This window comes from Bradyrhizobium sp. UFLA05-153 (assembly GCF_054185185.1).
In genome coordinates this window covers 94,469-114,725 of record NZ_JBBIAM010000016.1, presented here as the reverse complement: position 1 = coordinate 114,725, position 20,257 = coordinate 94,469, and the positions used below count along the sequence as shown (strand labels likewise).

Annotated in this window: 11 protein-coding genes and 4 pseudogenes; 8 read left to right on the top strand and 7 right to left on the bottom strand. The window is 56.5% G+C overall.

Annotation, left to right across the window (positions count from 1 at the left end; all coding sequences use genetic code 11):
• Positions 1-7: 7 nt before the first annotated feature.
• The gene (ectB, locus tag Q2941_RS12545) at positions 8-1,324 is read right to left on the bottom strand and encodes a diaminobutyrate--2-oxoglutarate transaminase (RefSeq protein WP_458192678.1); all 1,317 of its coding nucleotides are present in this window, start codon (positions 1,322-1,324) and stop codon (positions 8-10) included.
• Between the two features lie 1,185 nt (positions 1,325-2,509).
• Between ectB and Q2941_RS12540 the strand changes: the two genes are divergently transcribed.
• Positions 2,510-3,250, top strand: coding sequence for a hypothetical protein (locus Q2941_RS12540; RefSeq protein ID WP_458192677.1), 741 nt, complete (start codon positions 2,510-2,512; stop codon positions 3,248-3,250).
• A 434-nt stretch (positions 3,251-3,684) separates the two neighbouring features.
• Positions 3,685-4,557: pseudogene (locus Q2941_RS12535) on the top strand (IS3 family transposase); the annotation flags it as partial.
• 255 nt (positions 4,558-4,812) lie between these two features.
• On the opposite strand, the pseudogene Q2941_RS12530 reads toward Q2941_RS12535, so the two are convergent.
• Positions 4,813-5,188 (bottom strand): annotated as a pseudogene (locus tag Q2941_RS12530) (transposase); the annotation flags it as partial.
• A gap of 74 nt (positions 5,189-5,262) precedes the next feature.
• On the opposite strand from Q2941_RS12530, the pseudogene Q2941_RS12525 reads away from it, so the two are divergent.
• Positions 5,263-5,531 (top strand): annotated as a pseudogene (locus tag Q2941_RS12525) (integrase core domain-containing protein); the annotation flags it as partial.
• An 84-nt stretch (positions 5,532-5,615) separates the two neighbouring features.
• Here the strand turns inward: Q2941_RS12525 and Q2941_RS12520 are convergent.
• Entirely contained in the window at positions 5,616-5,852 is a 237-nt protein-coding gene (locus tag Q2941_RS12520; protein ID WP_458192688.1) for a hypothetical protein, read from the bottom strand.
• Between the two features lie 854 nt (positions 5,853-6,706).
• Between Q2941_RS12520 and Q2941_RS12515 the strand changes: the two genes are divergently transcribed.
• On the top strand, positions 6,707-6,844 hold the full coding sequence (locus Q2941_RS12515) for a hypothetical protein (RefSeq protein WP_458192676.1): 138 nt from the start codon (positions 6,707-6,709) through the stop codon (positions 6,842-6,844).
• Between the two features lie 353 nt (positions 6,845-7,197).
• On the opposite strand, the gene Q2941_RS12510 is transcribed toward Q2941_RS12515, so the two are convergent.
• Positions 7,198-7,446, bottom strand: a complete 249-nt coding sequence (locus tag Q2941_RS12510; RefSeq protein WP_458192675.1) for a hypothetical protein — start codon at positions 7,444-7,446, stop codon at positions 7,198-7,200.
• Between the two features lie 514 nt (positions 7,447-7,960).
• Between Q2941_RS12510 and Q2941_RS12505 the strand changes: the two genes are divergently transcribed.
• Complete coding sequence (locus tag Q2941_RS12505) at positions 7,961-9,295, top strand: LLM class flavin-dependent oxidoreductase (protein ID WP_458192674.1); 1,335 nt, start codon at positions 7,961-7,963, stop codon at positions 9,293-9,295.
• Between the two features lie 589 nt (positions 9,296-9,884).
• Here the strand turns inward: Q2941_RS12505 and Q2941_RS12500 are convergent.
• The 3 genes and pseudogenes from Q2941_RS12500 to Q2941_RS12490 all read right to left on the bottom strand — a co-directional run bounded on the left by Q2941_RS12500 (position 9,885) and on the right by Q2941_RS12490 (position 13,631).
• A pseudogene (locus Q2941_RS12500) lies at positions 9,885-10,502 on the bottom strand (nitroreductase family protein).
• Between the two features lie 529 nt (positions 10,503-11,031).
• Entirely contained in the window at positions 11,032-11,286 is a 255-nt protein-coding gene (locus Q2941_RS12495; protein WP_458192673.1) for a hypothetical protein, read from the bottom strand.
• Between the two features lie 1,535 nt (positions 11,287-12,821).
• Entirely contained in the window at positions 12,822-13,631 is an 810-nt protein-coding gene (locus tag Q2941_RS12490; protein ID WP_458192672.1) for a class I SAM-dependent methyltransferase, read from the bottom strand.
• Between the two features lie 1,041 nt (positions 13,632-14,672).
• Here Q2941_RS12490 and Q2941_RS12485 point away from each other — a divergent pair.
• The 3 genes from Q2941_RS12485 to Q2941_RS12475 all read left to right on the top strand — a co-directional run bounded on the left by Q2941_RS12485 (position 14,673) and on the right by Q2941_RS12475 (position 20,224).
• Complete coding sequence (locus Q2941_RS12485; RefSeq protein ID WP_458192687.1) at positions 14,673-15,971, top strand: aminotransferase class I/II-fold pyridoxal phosphate-dependent enzyme; 1,299 nt, start codon at positions 14,673-14,675, stop codon at positions 15,969-15,971.
• Between the two features lie 478 nt (positions 15,972-16,449).
• The gene (locus Q2941_RS12480; protein ID WP_458192686.1) at positions 16,450-17,238 is read left to right on the top strand and encodes an SDR family oxidoreductase; all 789 of its coding nucleotides are present in this window, start codon (positions 16,450-16,452) and stop codon (positions 17,236-17,238) included.
• A gap of 559 nt (positions 17,239-17,797) precedes the next feature.
• Positions 17,798-20,224, top strand: coding sequence for a CaiB/BaiF CoA-transferase family protein (locus Q2941_RS12475; RefSeq protein ID WP_458192671.1), 2,427 nt, complete (start codon positions 17,798-17,800; stop codon positions 20,222-20,224).
• Positions 20,225-20,257 lie beyond the last annotated feature (33 nt).

The following is a 20,257-nucleotide window of genomic DNA, read 5'->3' as shown; positions in this document are numbered from 1 at the left end:
GGGTTTCCTATTCTGGATGAACAGCAGGGCTCAGGTCAGTGCTGGCCTGTTTCAGTGTTTCGGCCAACGATTCCTCGAATATTTCAAGGCCTTGATTTAGTGTCTCAGTGTCGATCGTGAGTGCAGGCAGGAATTTTACGACCTGATCAATGGGTCCGCATCGCTCGACAATCAATCCTTTCTCAAATGCCTTGCGTGTCGTAGCCTCTGCGACTTCGGCCATTTGGCAATCAAACCCCAACGCCATGCCCCGCCCTCGAACAGCACAAATGTTTCCATGGTCTGATGCAATGGCCTCTAGTCGGCGCCGCATCAGTGCTCCCATACGCTGGACCCTCTCCGAGAAAGTACGGCTCCGCCAATAAATATTCATTGCTGCGGTTGCAGATACGAGTGCAAGGTTGTTTCCCCGAAACGTGCCCGTGTGTTCTCCTGGCTGCCATGCGTCGAACCCTTCTTTGATCAACAACATTGATAATGGGAGACCGTACGCACTTAGCGATTTCGACATTACGACAATATCTGGTGATAACTCTGCGAACTCGAAGCTAAAGAAGTCTCCCGTGCGACCACAACCCATCTGGATGTCGTCAACTATGAAAAGGGCACCAATATCTTTTGCAATGGCCTGAATTGACTGCAACCATTCTCTGCCAGCTATATTTATACCACCTTCCCCCTGCACAGTTTCGACGAGAATGGCAGCCGGACAATCGATGCCACTGCTCTCGTCCATCAATACCTTTCGCAGGTAGTCAGCCGTATCAACACCTGGTCCAAGATAACCATCATAGGGCATGAGAGTTGCGCCAGACAAAGCAACGCCGCTGGCTGTGCGGTAATAGCGATTACTGCTTGCGGCAATCGCTCCTAAACTCATGCCATGATATCCTCGCGTGAATGAAATGACGTTTTGACGTCTCGTGACTTTGCGTGAGAGCTTTAAAGCTGCCTCGATAGCGTTAGCACCTGTTGGTCCCGTGAATTGAAACCGGTATTGCAGATCCCGCTTCCGGAGTATGACAGAGCTGAAAGTCTCCATAAATTCGAGCTTTGCAGGAGTGGCCATGTCAAGCCCGTGGACTACGGCATCCGATGCTAGATACTTAGTAATAGCAGCTTTTATCTCGTGATTGTTGTGGCCGTAGTTCAACGTTCCAGCACCGGAAAGGAAGTCAATGATCTTTCGACCACCGTCCGTTAGCAGAATGGAGCCGCGCGCTCGACTGAAAATAGCCGGAAACGAACGTGAGTACGAGCGGACGTTCGATTCTAACGCGTCAACGTTCTGCATTTCACGCGACTCGCTAATCACCCCACCCATGATCGCCTCCTCCATAAGCTATTCAATTAACAAGCACCCTTCTCAGGTTGCGTGAGCTGTGGACATAGAACGTGCCTCGCATCTTGGAGGGGCCTTATGTTTCACGAGGCGCGTCTCCCAGAGCGGCGTCAGTCACTTACCTGAGAACGGGGAATAACGAACCTACCAACGCCAGTAGTATCGAATATGTCCTGGTCGTCGGAGCAATTGCCGAGAACAAGCCTTTGTCGTCTGGCCGCATCCAGGGCCAAGGACCGCTACTGCGCTCTCGTCCATGAACAGCGATCGGTTTGAGCAGGCGGTCGCCACCAGCAGTGCTTCCTCCTTGCCCAGCGAGCTTACACTCTGGTCCGGGAGACGGTTCTTCGCTCAGCGCTCGCTCCAGGTTGCCTTCGACAAACCGCCCCTTGGTCCGGTAGGCCGTCGAACCGCCAACCCCAACACTTGCAGCGATGTCCTCGTCGCTGACGCCGGCGTTGGCAGCCAGCAAGATCTAGGCTCGCTTGAGCTTGCGCGCCCCCTGCTTGCCGCCGCTCACGAGGTGCATGAGTTCTGCGCGCTCGATTTGGCTCGATCCGACCCGATAGCGTACATTCATCCGTGCCTCCTCGTGTTAAGGCACGGATCACCAGCTGAATCGGATGGCCGGCGTGAGTCGTTCGGGAAGAACCTTCACCACCAAGCAGGGCCAATATATGGCCTATATCCACCTGTACACGCGGTTACACCGCGGTCCCCCGGCCGAAACCGACATGCAGGAATACTTCCGCGGCAGCTCGCCATCGGTTCATCAGATGGTGCTGCTGACGCTCGAACGGGCAGGACTCATCCGAAGGCAGCCGAGGGAACCCCGCAGCATCGAACTGCTCGTTGATCCCAACCACTACCGGACCCACTCGGATCCAGCGCTCAACCGGTCAAATTCACTGTGCAGAGGTACTGGACAACGGTTACCTGCGGTCGGACTCGCCGGCAACGTCACTGCTGCAAGCCGCAGTCCCGGCGCTCAAGAAAGCGCTTTTCCGCCAGCGAATGCTGATGCGCGCCAACACGGCTTCTCGAAACATCGAATACAATATCCCTCACCAGAGTGGGTAGTGTCTCCATTCGTTGTTAATGCTGTACAATCAGTTGGCGACTCGCTCTACTCCGACGCCGCTCATCACGATAGCTAAGAGTGCAGCAATGACAAACGTAGTTAACGCGTTGCAAGTCTCACGATTCCTTCATTTGTATGATGATGCCGCCGCCGAAAAAGGCATCAAACTTTCGATAGGGTTCGATTTTAATGAGTATATCTCGATCACGGAGACGGCTCCAAACAAGAGGCGAACATATCCAAATTTCCGGCCAGATCGCTCACCAATCAACACAGGCGAGGGGTATTGGATCATAGGCGTCGATAAGAAGAACGAGCTCGCGCTTACAGATGCTGCTCGACTGTATGACCTTTCTCACAGCAACTTTGCAGAACATCTTCAATCCCTGAAAGCGTTTTACGCTACTCCGGCCATACACGCACATCCTGAGGATCGTTGTACTTGCAGAGCCCCCAGCGCGAAGAAGATGACCGGGAAAGTGGCCTATCACGGGGATCTTTGGATCCGCAGAGACTTTAGAGGACAGGGCCTAGCGAAGATTACAGCAGGAATAGCACACGGTGTATCTTTTGCCATGTGGGCCCCAGACTTCTTATGTTCGCTTGTGGCACGCTTTTCAGTGGATAAGGGGCTCATTGCGCAATACGAAATGCTGCATCATGAACCAGGCGGGTCGATATTGCAGCTGGTGGAAGAGGATATTGTGGACGACGATTGGCTTATTTGGCTTACAGGCGGGGAGTTGAAGGACCAAGTAGAGCGCCACGATAGAACCGAGTTGCTTCTAACCTTATCGTCTTCACCGTCACGAGCGAGCGGTACTTAACACTTGGTGCACGGGCGCAAGGCGGCCAAGACTTCGGGCCGACGACGGATGCTCGCCTCAAGAAGCGCGTTGTCGAGGTCGTGGCCGATATAGACAATGCGGCCTCCGAGATCGTCCTCATCGTCCACTGGGTAGGCGGCGTTCACAGCGAGATACGCCTGCCCGACGCCGGCGCGGGCGGCCGCGTAACAGCACCTACACCAACATCATCGAGGCCGTGCGTCAAGCTGGTGCTGATCCGCCAGCGATGATCAGATTGCCGGCCTCCTCAACCGCAACGGTCTCAAGACGGGCGATGGCAATCGCTGGACCTGCGAGCGCGTCGATCACTGCGCTCGAACTATCAATCCGAGCTTAATCCAAGTTGAAGTTCGCTCTGACCCAAGACAAGGGCCAGAGCATGAAAGCGCACCCGGTTTTCGGAAGAGCAGCTCATCGGGATTTTGAAGGAGCACGAGGCTGGCGTTTCCGATCTGCGCCGGAAGCACGGCGTCAGCGAGACGCTAGTATCTACAAATGGAAAGCCAAGTTTGGCGGGATGGAGGTCTCGGAGGCCAAGCGGCTGAAGATGCTGGAGGACGAAGAACACGCGGCTGATGCGGCTGCTGTCCGACGCCATGCTGGACAACGCGGCGCTGAAGGACCTATTGGGAAAGAACTGGTGACGCGCGCGGCCAAGCGGAAAGCTGTCGCGCATCTCATGGATGCCTACGGGATGAGCGAACGGCGGGCGTGTAAAGCCATCGGCTATTGCCGCATGACCATCAGATACCAGACGACCCTGGCGGCTGATGCCGCCCAGCGGCAAAGCATGAGGGCGATCTCCCAGGAGCGCAGTCGCTTCGGCTACGGCGCTTGCATCTTCTGCTAAGGAGGAAGGGCTATCTGGTCAGCCACAAGAGGCTCTTCCGGCTCTACCTGGAAGAGAGGCTCGCGGTTCGGCGCCGTGGCGGCCGCAAGCGGGCGATCGGGACGCGGGCGCCGATGTGGCGCCGAATGACCGCTGATCGCCCGACTTCGTATCGAGTCAGCTCACTGACGGCCGCCGCTTCCGCATCCTGACCGTTGTCGACGATTGCACGCGCGAGTGGCTGGCGTTGGTGGCCGACACCTCGCTTTCGGGCATCCGGGCGGCACGGAAATTGGAGCGGCTGGTGATTGAGCGCGGCAAGCCGAAGATGGTGGTCAGCGACAACGGCAGCGAGTTCACCAGCTACGCCAACCTGACCTGAGTCTATCAGAGCCGCGTCGCATGGCATTACATCGCGCCCGGCAAGCCCATGCAGAACGCGTTCATCGAGAGCTTCATGTACAGACGGCCCCGATGCAATGGATTTTGGCAGCACTTCGGATCACGGTCCGGTGCGTTCACGTATACGGCCTGTTAGTGCGACCGATGCCATGGCCGCTGGCCTTGATGGAGATCGCGGATCGAGGCCTCATCAACCGGTCGCGCTTGTTGTGCTTAAAGCTCTTCGGGCTTGCTCGATCCGCAGCTCCGCCGGTTTCCTTCATGCTGTCATTTGTCCTCACATCTTTCAGGTGGCAGGATACGCGGCAGCTCAGGCCGCGAACTTAGGCCGATAGAATTCCCCGGTCGTCATCATCGCCCAGACGATCCGAGCTAACTTGTTGGCAACAGCGATAGCGACGACCAGGGGCCGACGTCGTTCGAACAGAGCTTCGATCCAGCTGCCTCCGACCCGCGAGCATGCTTTTGGAAACTGAACGACGTTCGGCGCTCCGATGACAGGCAAGTGTCTGAGATAGGAATCGCCCTGTTTCGATATCCGGCCGAGCCGGTCCTTCCCGCCGGTGGAATTCTGCTTAGGCGTCAGGACCAGCCGCCGCGAACTCTCGTTCGGAGCGGAACATGGTCGGGTCCGGCACGGTCGCGGCGAGGGCCGTGGCCGTTATGAGGCCGATGCCGGAAATCGACTGGGATTACTCTCTGGATGTGAGCCAGCTCCCGTTCGATAACATCAATCTGGAGCGGGGCCGTCTTTCCTATCAACGGACTGCTGCGGGGCGAATTATTGAACAAGACGCTGTTCACTTCGCTGGCCCAGGTCCGCGTCACACTCGGATGTTGGCGGGCCGTTACAACAACACACGACCGCACTCGCAACTCGGATGGAAGACCCCATCCGAGTTCGCCATCACCTGCCAACCGCGCCGGGATCTGGCGCTGCGCTATGCCGAAGGCTCCGCGCCAGCTCCCGTCTCTCGTTCCGCCCAACCGGGCAAATCCAACGGCTTGAGCGAACTCAGGATTGGATAAAACCTAGGGGCAAGGTCACTTGGATCTTCGCCCGCGCCGCTCTCACAACGTCGGCTGCTCGATACATGACGGAACCGGCGCCGCTCAACCCAAAATACCCCGCAGGATCGCATCCCGACCAGCAAAACCTCTTCTCATCAACCAATAGCCAGATGGGTGTTCCGATGCACGATTGTAGACCTCAGCAATGAAGCTGTTGATGCGGCGGCGGGCGTAGTTGATGTCGAAGGCTCTGCCGTTGATCTCTTCGGTTCTTGAGGGCTTCATGAAGTTCTCGGCCTTGGGGTTGTCGAAGGGATTGCCAGGTCTGCTCATGCTAATGATGATACCGTGTTCTTCGAGCCGCTAGCGATAGCCGCTAGAGGCGCCTTGGGCGCCGCGATCGGAATGATGGATCAGGCTGCCGCTGACCTTTCGGCATTCACCACCAGACCCTGACGCCTGACGGCCGCTGCGGCCCATCAGCGAAGTGGCGGCAGTCTCAATGAGGTCCGCTCCGTGGTGCGAAGCGGGCTCGACTTGCTCGCGTTGAGTTCTTCGCATTTTGACCCGAATGAGACTGGCGCGGGACTTCTGTCCCGCGCTTAGGAACACGGCGGCTCGCCAAGTGCAATTGCTCGCAAAGGTGCTGAACGACAGATTGACCCGATCGTCAGTCTTGATCTGCTTTTCCTGCTACCATTTGTTATCCGACTAGGTAGCACACATGAAATTGGGGGGACGCGATTGGACCGCCCCACCAGATGCCGAGCGGCACTCGCCTCGACCGCCGCTTTTGACCGATGCTGTCGAAAAAGTCTTTTGCGGGTAACAAGCGAATTTTCTAAAGCTCCTGATGCGTTTCGTGCGCGGCGACGTGAGGGACCACATCGTGTCTTAGAAAAACGACAATGGACCTTCGTATCGGCACTACAGAGCAACGCAGCGGCGGAGTAGTCCAAAAATCACCATTTGCGAGATTTTTGGCGTCGTTCGACTTTCGACTTTTTCGACAGCATCGGCCCAGAACGGCCTAATGCGAGACGTCCGCTTCTCATGATCGTACAGTAAGGCTGCCCTAAATTCAGTTTTGAGCGTGGCCCCGTCAGTTAAGCTGTATCACAGGCTGGGCCAGTTGTAGGCGTCGGTGACTGAGAGACCAACGCGCTCCCGCCTGAGACGAGAGGGAGCGTGCCATGATCGACCAGCCTGATTTCGATTCATATTCAATCCAAGCACGTATCTGCCTTGGCGTTGCGATCTTCGGCGCTGCCCTCCTCGTGTGCTGTGGCGATGACGAGCGTCTACCTCGCGTGCCGCAAGCGGCTGCCTGAGAGCTCCACTTCAGTTTGTTCTGGCGTCGCTCCTATCCCGGGTGCATAATGGTTCCATCACCGTACGGCACCGTTGCTTCGGGCGGTGATGAGAACGCCGGTTGCGCTCCCGCCCAATTCACGTCGGGAAAGGAGAGTGCTGACGTCGCCGGGCCTATAACCTGAAGAATGAGGCCGCCTCAGTTGGCGGCCTCTTTCGTTCTCGTGATCCTGCTATGTCATCTGCTGGGCCGTCTGTAGCCATAGAAGCGGTGCTTGAGGCAAAGGCGCTGGATCAGATCGCGCAGTTCGCACTGATCCGCCTCATCGTCGCATCCGGCGAGGCGCCGGTAATAGGTCGCGCGCGGCAGCCCTCAGAGCCTGGACAGCCGCTGCACATCGGCTTGTGAGCCGGTTGCTTCTATCGCTATGGCTTCGATGATGCGGATGCGAGCTTGCCTTGCGTGATCGGCCGCTCCAAGGCGCAAGGCTTTTCGAAGAAAGTTGTTGTTCAGCTGCTCGACCAACTGCTGCAGCTCAGCGACGCGCACGTGGGCCTGAGCGAGCGCAGATCGCTTTTTTCCATTTTCCGGTGGCGGCTTGAGCCCGCGCTTGAGATTCAATTCCCCTGGCCAATGGGCCTTCCACGCCTTGATCCAGTCCTGCAGAAGCTTGCGGGATATCCAAGCTTGCGGGCCAAAGGCAGAACGCCTTCGCCTCCTTCAGCGCGCTTGATCGCCCTCAGTTTAAACACCGTCGGAAATTGACGGATCTTTCCCTTCGCTGCCACAGGTCATCCGGGAAATGCTTGTCAGAAATTATGGTGTCTCAGTCCAGGGGTGCAGTCCAATAGCGTCAACTACCAATACAGGCAATTGAATTAGATAACAGGACCATGTCATTCGTCGGTTCGATGGGTCGTTGGGCCAGTAAAACGTCACCAAGAAGTTCGAGTATGCAACATCGAGCACAATCTGTTGTCGCCAGACAACGAGTACAGGAACGTCGTCGCAAGGCGCCCTCGTCGAGGTCGTCGGTGACTGCGAAGAGTCGACCGTTCAGGAACACTGCTCTCCTTTGCGACCCGGCGCCCTGAACACGGTAGCGAGGATAATCTAATTCAGAGGTAGATACGACATGCGGCGCAGTGATGATATGAAGCTTGGACTGTTCCTCGGTCAGGCGGGATATAATGAAGGTGCATGGCGCGATCCGAGCGTGCCAGCAAACGGCGGAGTGGATATCGACCATTATGCTCATCTGGCAGAACTTGCCGAAGGCGCGGCATTTCACTTCGTATTTCTCGCCGACAGTCCAAGCGTAGCAGAACACGATGACGCAAGCATAGCTCGTGTAGGCCGAAACGATAGCTTCGAGCCAATCACACTGGTCGCGGCGCTTTCATCGAGAGTACAAGACATTGGCTTTGTCGCGACCGCGACCACGACGTACTATCAGCCTTATCACCTTGCACGCATGCTCGCCTCACTTGACCACCTATCGCGGGGACGTGCGGCCTGGAACATTGTCACCTCGGGAGGTAGGTTCGAAGCTCCAAATTTCGGCGAGACGGAGCTTCCAGATCATGACAGTCGCTATGCTCGAGCAAGAGAATTTGTGAAAGTTGTAAAGGGTCTTTGGGACACGTGGGAAGACGATGCTTTCATTCGCGACAAGCAAAGTGGCATTTTCGTTGACACCACGAAACTGCATTTGCTTAACCACCGAGGGGATCACCTGTCAGTCAGGGGCCCCCTGAACATCGCTAGGCCGCCGCAAGGGTATCCCGTCTTGGTTCAGGCTGGCGCGTCCGAGGCCGGAATTCGCTTCGCTGCAGAATTCGGTGAGGTCGTATTCACTGCCGAACCGATACTGGAGAACGGAAAACGAAACTACACAACTCTCAAAGAGAAGGCGCGCGCACTTGGGCGGGACGACGATCAGGTGCTAGTCATGCCCGGCATCATCCCGATCGTTGGGAGAACGCAGCAAGAGGCGTCTGATAAGCTTCAAAGGCTGCAATCGTATACGCATTTGGATGTGCAAATTGGACTGGCCGAACGTTGGCTGGGGTTTGTCACCGACCTGCGTTCATTGAATCTCGACTCATTGGTCCCCGACACTTTACCGCAAACGAATTTCATCCAAAGCCGCCAAAAGGTCCTCCTCGAGCTGGCCGCGCGCAAAAAATTCACCTGGAGACAACTGATCCGCTTGGTATCGGACAGCCGTGGCCATCTGATGGTTGTCGGAACGCCGGACGAAGTTGCCAACGCTATGGTGGATACATTTGATCAACGTGCGGCTGACGGATTTAACGTAATGCCGTCGACCTTTCCAAGCGAACTCAAGGATTTTGTCGAGTGCGTAATTCCCGAATTGCGCCGACGAGGCAAATTTAGATCCGGATATTCCGGACAAACACTAAGAGAGAACCTCGGTCTCAAGAGGCCACTCAATCAGTTCACCTAGGCAGGTGTAAGATTGATCGGGATGGGGGACCCTTGGCCCCCTCTCCCATCGACGGGCATACGGGGCCCGGAATATAGAGGCGGGGAAGCGAAAGCCTGGTGAACGCTGGGTGTCTGGATCCTCTGGGTTAACCGGCCACGACGGCCGTTGCGAATTTCGCTACGGGGCGTCGGCGCAGTTCCGTAAAGCAGTTTTGACGGCAAATCGGCCGATTGGGCCAGGGCTGAAGGATCCGAGGGTTTGGGAGGAAGTCATCAGCAAGCTTCGTAATTCGCTCGGAGGTTGTTTTTTCAGAAGGCGTGCAAGCACGCCCGGCCCACGCAAATTCGTACTAAGCACCGCAAGGCCGCGCGAAAATCAGCCTACGCGAGTGGGCCCATGCTTAGGCCTACAACACCTCAAAAGAATGTACCGCCGAACCACAATGATGGCTTCACCGCGCTTCAATTGGCATCCCCCTCCACGGCGGTCTCGGTTTGCGCCATAAATCAGCAGATTCGGCTTGGTCCCGAAAAACATCTTGAAGCTCCAATCTAGCCGATCGGGGCATTGATGGCCACGCTGTGACGTTTCGGATACGATCGTTCCGTCAGGTCTTGAACCGTTCAGGAAACAAGCCAGGGGCGGCAAATTCACCGACCGGTAAACGGCCACTAGGCTGTTCACGCTGCAACAGGCCAGTCGGCAAATGTGCACCGTCGCCCTTGCGTCCAACGGCAATCGCGATCTCAACTGCGAAACCTTCGGGCACTTTAAGCACGGTGCACGCCTTTTCCAAGTCAAATCCACTCATGCCGTGTGCGGCCCAACCTGCGGCCGTTGCCCGATTGGCAAAATTGGCCCAGGCAGCACCGCTGTCGAAGGAATGCGTGCGCGAGAATTGCGACTCGGTCTTCCCCGGTGAGATGAAGTCATTCCTTGACAACAAATAGATCAATGCCGCCGCGTCTCGCGCCCAACCCTGGTTGAACTCGATCAAAGGGGTAAGAAAGGCTTCGAATTATGACTGACCGCGCAGGGCATAGAGAAAGCGCCATGGCTGGGAATTAAAGGCGGACGGGGCCCACCGCGCGGCCTCGAAGAAGGTGTTCAAAACTCCTACCGGGATCTGATCCTGCGTGAAGCCACGCGGTGACCAGCGATCCACGAAGATTCGGTCTGCGGGATATTCGGAGACACGGATTTTGGAGCCAAGCTCTTGAATGATCACTCGCCGTCTCCTTCGTCTTTTTGGCGTTGGGCAGCGCCCGCCTGCGGTATCAGTCGAAATAATCTGGCAGGTTGAAAACGCATCCTAGAAGCGATCCGCGCGAATTGAAGTCTAGACTGTCGGCGATTTGCCGGCCGCGAGATAGCGCGCGCCAATGGTTGTCGGAGTTACACGCCTTCACCACCACGACATTGATATACTATGGTGCATCGTTTTCAGCTCAAAGTTGTTGGCTTTCACAGCGAGTTTGTCGTCCGAGGCTCTATCACAAGCGGGATAGTCGATTGGCGCTGAGGAACGGTATGTTCTGGCCTGGCACGCGACCACGACGTGCGGACCTTTTTTGGTAGAGGATGTCACGGGGTGGCGCCTCGGCCAAATCCGTCACCTGCGAGATCGATTTCCATGTTTTCGCTGCCCCACGATGCTCATACATCCAATTGAAGTCGCCTGGTAGTTTGAGATATGCTCCTCGTGGATGCAGCAAAAGCGCAGACACTCGACCCTCCTCAATCGCGCCGGCATATCAGGCCAGGCGGGTCGTGCAGGCCATCTGCGGATTGGCGGGAATATCGAGTTCGATTTCACGCGAGACCTCGACGACGGCTTCTCGGTGATGGCCATTCTCGAACAACGCGTATTTCAACGCTTCGGCGCGATTCGCGAACAGCCCGCCAAAAATACCGTTCCGTTCGCGAGCAACCCAGTCGCCACGACGATTTCTGCCGATAAACACAGTCGGTGTTACGCGGCTGCAGGAATGAGGTTCGACGAGCTTCACGTTCGTAATCCTTCCTTGGCCGACGCCTCCAAATTCTGTTGGGTCATTTGTCGCAGATCGTCGACTTACCGCGATCAAAGATCTGTCCCGTCGTCGAATATGGACTCGACGGTAACAACATCCTGATCTCAGAAGAGCATGGAACACCTCGTGGCGAATGTTCAGCGGCTCGGTAACTGGAGCGTCTGCGCGCCTTCCCGAAATTCGTGATCTTCCTGGATAGCACGCGCGCCGCATGCATGCGTGAGGAGGCTTTTCTATCGCGCACCATCGCTCGACCAGTTCCTCGGGGCGGGAGGCTCGGCGAGAGAAATACCGAGAACGGGGCGCTCCTTGCGTGATTTGTCTGCGAAGCTGTCCATTGCGCCGGAGTATTCTGTTTAAAAAGCGATAATGATCTCCTTCGGTTGGTGAAGTTCGCGGCAATCGCGTAATTGATGATCCCCGTTATGACAACGCGTCGTCGCCATTGGGATCAATCGAGTAAGCGTCATCGTTAGCTCCTGGAGCGATCGGTACTCTTTGGCGACGGCTCATCCTTCCTGATCCTAGCAATCGGCGTGCCATTTGCGGCATCCGCTGCGCGCCGATTGGACGAGAAAAACACGCGTGCGTACAACTTCCCCGTGGAATGCCTATGCCGCTCTTGTCGGCTTTCTAACGTGAGGGTCTTCGATCGGACATAGATGGCTCAACGAAGATGGAGGAAGATGATGCCGGTCGGCTCTCGTGCGCTGAGAATGACGGGCCCTGTGGTGTGTTCACTATGACGCGCTCGGCATCGTGCATCACCTGGCATCAGACGTCTCGCGATCCCATGGTGCCGCGCAGCAAAGGCCGTTGATGGTCAAGCCGAAAGACGTTGAGACCGCGATTGAGATCGACATTCCAAACATATACGCGGAGATTCTAGCCACGAGATATTGGAGAGCAAGGATCGGTGCATTAACACCTGCTCAGTGAGGATTGTATTAAGGCTCGGCCAACGGGGGCGATCGTAGCCAACTACGGGCGTCGCGCCGAGTTCGATGTCGGGGAGGAGAACTTCGCGTTAGATGCGACGTTTCTTGTTCTGGCCGTGGCACTATTCCTCGGGCGCACCCCCGCGAAAGCTACTTATGAAGCTCACCTTCACTGTGAAACATTCGCGCGGCATTCAACCCACTGGCTCTAGACCTGCCCGCCGGCCCACGATCTAGAGGCCGATCAATCCCGCTGCAGATGACATCAAGTCATTAGGGTGAGTCTGCCAAAGACGCTCGTGCTACCTCAATGGCAAGAGGAGCGCCGATAGCTTCAATGCCAACAAGCGCAACTAACTGCGCCGATGCGAAATCGTGCGGGCTCGAGAATTTAGATCGCTTCTTCCGGTATTCGGCGTCTCTATGGCATCGAGTGGATCTGAAACCTAAGAATGCGTTGCCCTTACTTCAAGTCAGCATGAACAGCGTAGACTCGCATTCTCGTCGGAACTGCGTCTCCATCGGAAAACAAGAAACGCGACGCGAAGTTGAACGAGGATTGAAGCGCCTTCACTAATTGATCCCATACTTGGATCGCGTATTAGGAATGGTCTGAAACGTCCAGGCGCGGGTGATCCAGCGCGTCCGGATCAATGACTTTCGATGAAGGGTCGGTGCCGTCTTCCTGAGAATGTCGTTCCATTGCTGCCTGGACATTTGAGTTGGAACGTCGTAACCAGCCTTCCACGCATCTAGAAAGCGTTCAGGGGTGAAGTTCTGCTCATGGCGAGCCTCCACGTAGCAATATTCGGAAAATAGCCCCTCCGTGTCGACCGCATCCATTATTTCCGCAACTGAAGTTTCAATTCTCTTGAGATCGGATACTTCACGTTTCACCATTTCCTCCATCTCAAGCTGAAGTTGATCTCGTCTTAAGTCTCTAACATTCCAGATAATTGTCAGGAAGCCGTACTCTTTGAGAATTCGGTGAGCTTCTCTGAACATCTTGGATGGATCAACAAGATGATACACGTTAGCAAGAAGCACCCAATTTACCGAATCGTCGAGCAATGGGCACGACTCGGCGGTACCTGAAACCCACTGGAATCGAGTCTCATGGGGAGCTAGGTGCCGGGCAACAGCGCGCATGGCGCCACTGGACTCGACAGCATAGCCATTAACTTTTTGGCTGCCGAATGATCGTAGCAGATTGCCGGTGCCAGCGCCAAGTTCGGCGACCAGCGCATCACCAAAGACGCTGGTAACGGTTCGGGTTAGCGAAGCTAGTACGATCCCGGAACATGGGAGCCGTTTGCCGTATTCGGTTGCATTGATGCTGAAATGGCTTTCCCTCGCCGCAAGGCGGTTCGAAGCTTCTGGCATTGAAACTCCGTTGATCAGCCACTGGAAGCTCCCGTTCAAAACGAGTTCGAAGCGCGAAGGCAGGGAGAGATGGTGGCTGGTAGAGCGTCTCCAAAATGAGTACGGTGGTGAGAAGTTTTAATTGTAGCTCCGCGCGGGAGAGTATCTAGGCGTCCTCCAGAATGAATTCGTCACTCCTTACAGCTCGACCACTCATCTGCGGGTAATATGCGGTTCAAAGTGGCAACCAGACCTGTGCAATAGAAGGGGTCTGGTTCGCGGTCCCTTTCGCGCGTGAGCAAGAATCGCTGACGGGCGCGGGAAGCAAGCGCGAAATTTTGTCTGGAGCCTCCTTGGCATCGCGGTATCCGAAGGGGCCGGAGATCGACAGGCCCGGTGCACATAGGCTTTGGGAATTCTGCGAGCTCTGGGGATCGTGCGGGAGATTCCATCCTACATTTCCATAAGGGAGGAGAAGTCGCTGCAGGAGCACACCCGGGCTCTTAGGCCTTCCGCGAGTCCCTGTATCGATCGTGGCCGTTTGCGAGAAAAGACTGTGGTTGATGTTGCGGTAATTGTCAGTCGATCGTTTCCATCTGTTCTTCATCAGCGGCAACTACTAACGGTGGTAGTTGACTTCGGCGTGCTTTGTACCTCGTTATGGAAGACGTCACTGATGCTAACGCCGCTCACCGCGCCGGGTACACAACGAAGTCTGCTGCGTGAAGACAACGATAGTTCCAATGATCGCAGCTCGGCGCTAGGAGGATCTACCAGGCCCGCGATACCAGCTCAGCTTGAGGAGTTCAAAGCATGCGATGCCGCTCAGGGCTGGCTTCGCGAGCTTACTCCACTCGAGCGCGGCCTAGCCTATCGAATTCGGTAGCTGCCCGAGTGACCTCGCCGAGGTTAACCTTGGGTGAGCTACCAAGGCGTCCACTACCAAGGCGTCCACTGAGCTCCACGCAGCCCGGGCGGATTTCGTCAAAACGCGTGACCTGCCTTCCCATTTAAACGGTCCGGTGCGCATTTGTGGCGGACCGAACGGAGACTGAAATGCAAATGCAGCAGCATACCGCGAATGATGGTCGCTCGACCGGACATTTTCGGAATACCGCGTATATGGTCAATAAAAGCCGCCCGTATTTCGATGCGGCGTATGACGCTGGTCTCATGGCCGTCCATGGACGTTCGACGACCGGACGCGCCTTTGTTTTGGGGGCAGGTCCACTTGACGGTCGACCGGAGATAATCGATTTCGTGCGATGCTCATACCTAGGGTTAGACAACCATCCTGCAATTGTCGCTGGCGCGATCGAGGCAATCGAGGCGCATCAGTCGTTGCACTGGTCGTGCGCACGAACGCGGCTCAATTTTGATCTTTTAGCAGAGCTTGAAGACGCCCTGTCGGAGATGTTCTGTTCACGTGTAATTACTTGTTCTACCGTCATGCTCGCCAATCTAGGCGTGATGCCTCTCCTTGCTTCGGGCCAATTGACCGGCGGAAGGAAGCCGGTCGTCGTCTTCGATCGCATCGCGCACATATCGCTTGCCTACCACAAACCGGTCGTCGCTGATGAAACGCAAGTGGAAACGATTTCGCACAACGACATCGATGCCCTTGAGCGCTTGTGCCGCGAACATCCAGTGGTTGCCTACGTATGTGACGGTGTTTACTCCATGGGAGGGAACTCGCCCATCGAGGAGCTGCGCCAGTTGCAGGAACGATATGGTCTGTTTCTCTATATCGACGATGCTCACGGCATATCGATCTTCGGGCGGAAAGGCGAAGGATTTGCTCGTTCTCAATTTCCGCCGGTACTAGGTGACCGGACAATCATAGTAGCTTCCCTGGCAAAGGGCTTCGGGGCATCGGGTGGCATGGTGATGCTCGGAACGGCCGACCACGAGGCGCTGTTTAGACGGTACTCCATTCCATATGCGTTCTCGGTGCCACCCAACCTAGCGGCGGTTGGCGCGGCGCTTGGCTCTTGTAAGATTCACCGCTCGGCAGAGCTCGACGAACGGCAGAGGCGGTTGGCGCAACGGATTAAGTTCTTTGATCGTCGTGTTGCGACCGCTGAGCAAGGCAATTCATTTCCAATCAGAATGATCGCAATAGGATCGGAGCCCAAGGCAATTGCAGTCGCTAGAGAGCTTCTCGACGCCGGCTTCTATACTTCGGTCACGTTCTTCCCGACTGTTGCGCAAGGAAAAGCAGGGATTCGGGTGTGCATTACGGCCGCTCATGAAGAACGCGATATAGAACGTCTGTGCGATTGCATTTTGGAATGGGTGCCGGACACGGCCAAGCCACGCAGGGAAAGGCTCTCTCCTGAGGTGATGACGGAGAGTCAGTGAGGAAATTCATGGAGCCGCCCTGTGCGACCAGGTTATCTCTCCTGCGGACATCGAGGACACAAGCTCACCAAACCCGTTTTCCGTCGGTGCACTTTAGGAGAGCATGCGATATCTGGGGCATTGGTCGAGGCTCAGACACCAGTATTGCGCCCCCGAGCGACGAGCGTTGGTCGCTCGACGCGACACACCCAAGGGAGCATCAAGAGCGCGTCTATTGTCAACACGATGGAATGCTCAAGCGTTGCGTGGCGCTAGAATTGTCTGGCAGTTTCGATCGTAAGCTCACCTTATTGCATGTTCGAGTACCGTGCAGTCAAAGTCCTCTACGAGAGGATGTGCCCGGCCAGTGCGCTCGAGGACCCGGTACCGTTTGCTGCATCGGGCAACGACAATGATATTTCCCCTGACTAGCGCCCCCCCTTTGCTTTCTTGGCGCAGTGGGATCGCTCGTCATGCCATTGGAGAGGCTTTGACGACTATGATCGCACCACAAAACAGCCGTTGTCGAACCAACGAGCGCATTGCTCTCGTGACCGGAGGAGCGCGCGGGATTGGACTGGAGATCGTCCGTCGGTTTTTGGCCGATGAATATCGAGTCGCCTTCGTCGCGACAAAGGCGGAACATGTGGAGCGAGCTCTTGACGTTCTCGGGCACCCGCAGGATCAGCTTTATGCAGAGAAGATCGACGTAACAGAAGACAACGCGGTGGCGGGGTTTCTTGACCGAATCCGGACACGGTGGGGCGAGATTGCAATTTTGGTGAACAACGCAGGAATATCCCCCAAGCGCGTCGACCAGGATGCACCGTGGTTTTCACAGACATCGTGCGAGGAGTGGGCACGGGTTATGGATGTAAATCTCACTAGCCCGTTCATTCTCACACGGCTTTTGTCACCAGCAATGATTGCGAGACGCTATGGACGGATCATCAATGTTGGATCACTCGCGGGTCGGGCTATGCCAATGATTGCGGGTCCGCATTATGCCGCATCGAAGGCTGGACTAGTCGGATTGACCCGGGCTGCTGCGCGGGATCTTGCTCCGTACGGTATTACCGTCAACTGTATCGCCCCCGGGCGCATTCTGAGCGATTTGACCGGACCACCCACCGCCGCCGTCAACCGCTCCGCTCTCGACCGAATTCCGGTTGGTCGCTTTGGAACTGCTGAAGAGGTGGCGCATCTAGCAGCATTCCTCGCTTCGCCGATTGCCGGATTTATCACCGGTGCAACCATCGATATCACGGGCGGCGAGTTCGCTGCCTAAGTCCAATGCATATGCACATCGTTCTCTTTAGGGCGCCTTGAATGTGTCCTTTGTGGTCGCCCTGCTCGATCTCGCAGTGCTTGTGGCTGCAGATGATGATACTCGTCCATTCGGGCTTGCTCAAAAGTAGGTATTGATCAAAAGTAGGGTGTTCATGCTTGGCGGAGACTCCAAAGCGCGCGTGAATATGGCGAAGAACGGCAGCGTTCGCTCTCTCTTCAGCTTTTATCCCTGCTACTTTCGTTACGGCCTGGTAGACCAGCAGAGTCGGCGGGTGGGGCTCGTGGCGCTCGGTATCCGTCGACCCGGCCCATCGCGTAGAATAATTCAGAGAACGAGTAGCGGGGCTCTGTGCCAAGAGCCCGGTCGTGTCGCTTGCTTCGACGCTCGAAAGCGAGAGCGTCATCGATCCCGTGGAGATACGGCGTTCGATCTTGGCGCATCTGTGCCAAATCCCAAGCGCCGCTACTCGTGCCGACGGCAAAACGCCTTTGTATCGCTACCTGGTAAGCAGAGCTGCGCTCCCGGATCATGAGCGTGGGTGAGAAAAGGAGCCGCCATGGGAGTGTTATCGCATCTGAGGGTCGTCGAGATTGGTAGCTCGGCCGCGACCAGCTATTGCGCGCGATTGTTTGCTGATTTCGGCGCAAATGTTCAAAAAGTGGAGCCGCCAGCAGGAGATCCACTTCGCCGCGCCGCGCCAGTCACGCGGAGCGGCCAGAGCGCATGGTTTGCATTCCTGAACTTCAACAAGTCAAGCCTGATCGTCGATGCCTCCGACCAGGACGCGATCACGCGGCTGACGGCACTGATCGAAGATTGCGACATTTTGGTCGATGGCCGCGATATTGATCCCGCAGATTGTCCGTCCATTGATATCGCGGCGATCCGGCAGCGACACCCCCGTTTGACTTACGTCGAAGCAAGCTGGTTTGGTCGCGAAGGGCCCTATGCAGGTTTCGTCGCAACCGATTCGACGGTCCGTGCGCTCGCTGGTGTCATCAAGCTGGCCGGACCTGCCCAGGGCCCGCCATTACACGCACCGGATTTCCAGACCGGTATCCTGGCCGGTCTGTGGGGCTTCATCGCCGCCGCTTCTTCGGCGCTTGCGGGAGTACATGGGCGTTCGTGGTCGCTCAGTGTGTTTGAATCGAGTCTAGCTCTCAGCGAGTATCAGTTGTTCGAGGCGTATGAGCGCGGGAGCGTCATGCACCGGATTGGCATAAATCGATTCTGGCCAAACTTTCCGATCGGAATTTACAAAACTAAGAAGGGGTGGCTCGGCGTCACGACGATCACTCCGATACAATGGCGCGCCTTCTGCGACATGCTCGATCTAACCGAATTGCGTGACGATCCGGCTCTCGTCCTCGGCGCCGACCGTTTGCAACACGTGGAACAGATCGAACGATTGGTCATCGCGAGGCTGAAGAAGCGGACGGCGCAGCAGTGGTTTGCAGAGGGACTAAGACGCAAGGTTCCAATCGTCCCGGTGCCCGAAATATCCGATCTGCTGCAGGATGCGGAGAAGACGAAACGTGGTGCAATCGTGCCCGTCCTGGTTGGCAAAGAAGAGGGCTCGACGGTTGGCTCGATGCAGAGGCTGACATTGACGCCACCACGCCGGGGAGGCAAGGTCCCGGCTCCGGGCGAGCAGCAGACTTTCGCGAGTACCCGAAGGCCGTCGATCAGCCTCAAGTCGGCATCGTCTGGCCCCAGCGATGCTGGCGGGCCGCCATTGCAAGGAGTTCGCGTCGTCGACTTCTCGATGGGCTGGGCGGGTCCATTGTGTACGCGCACACTCGCTGATCTCGGTGCGGACGTCATCAAAATTGAAGCGATCCAGTATCCGGACTGGTGGCGGGGCGTTGACCGACGAGCCGCTTACATCGAGGATCAGATGTATGAGAAGACGATGCGCTTCTGCATGGCGAACCGCAACAAGCGCGGCATCACACTCGATCTGACCCGGCGGCGGGGTCGTACTCTTGCCAAGCGGCTTGCAGCGGGAGCCGACATTGTCGTCGACAATTATTCGGCCGATGTGCTGCCGAAGCTCGGGCTTGGCTACGACGTCCTTAGAATACTCAATCCTCGGCTCGTGATGATGTCTATGTCAGCCTTTGGCACGAACAGCGTCCATCGCAATTGCCGGGCCTACGGTTCGACTCTGGAGCAGGGTTCCGGGTTACCAAGTGTGGTCGGAAATGCCGACGGGCCGCCTGCGATGAGCCACATCGCATTCGGGGATGCCGTCGGCGGATTGAACGGTTGCGCCGCAGTTCTGGTTGCGCTGATTCACGCGCGCGCGACCGGGCAGGGACAGTTCATTGATCTCGCGCAGATCGAATGCATGATGCCGTTCGCTGCACCATGGATCACCGTCCATTCGATCGACGGTGCGCCGCCGGTAAGATACGGCAATCGTCATCCGCAATTTGTACCGCATGGCTGCTTCCGGTGCGCGGGGGAGGACAACTGGATCGTAGTAGCCGCGACCAACGCGGATATGTGGCAGAGGCTTGCTAAGCTTATTGGTCGATCAGAGTGGGCCACGGACGCGTCGCTGAGATATATTGAAGCTCGCCGCAGCATTGAGGAGTTGATCGAGAGAAGCATCGAAATTTGGACGCTCACCCGCGATGCGGACCAAGCTATGTCCGAGTTGCAGGCTGTAAACGTTGCAGCCGGCGTGGCGCGCTTACCAATTGACCTACTCAAGGATAGGCATCTCAGGTGGCGTGGGTATCTGCAGGAAATCGAGCGGGCTTTCATTGGCTTGCACCCGCAGCCGTCAATACCGATCTGGGAAGGTGGGCGGCCCTATGGAATCCGTACCGCGGCCCCGACGCTTGGACAGCATAATAGAGAGATCTTATCAGGCCTTCTGGGGCTGGCAGATGCCGAGATTGCCCATTTGGCGAGGGAGGGCATCATAGGTACGAAGATGCTCTCGGAAGCGGAGCTCGTGAGAACAATCAAGTAGTCAGAGCAAAAAAATCAAAGCAATGGCCCAGAT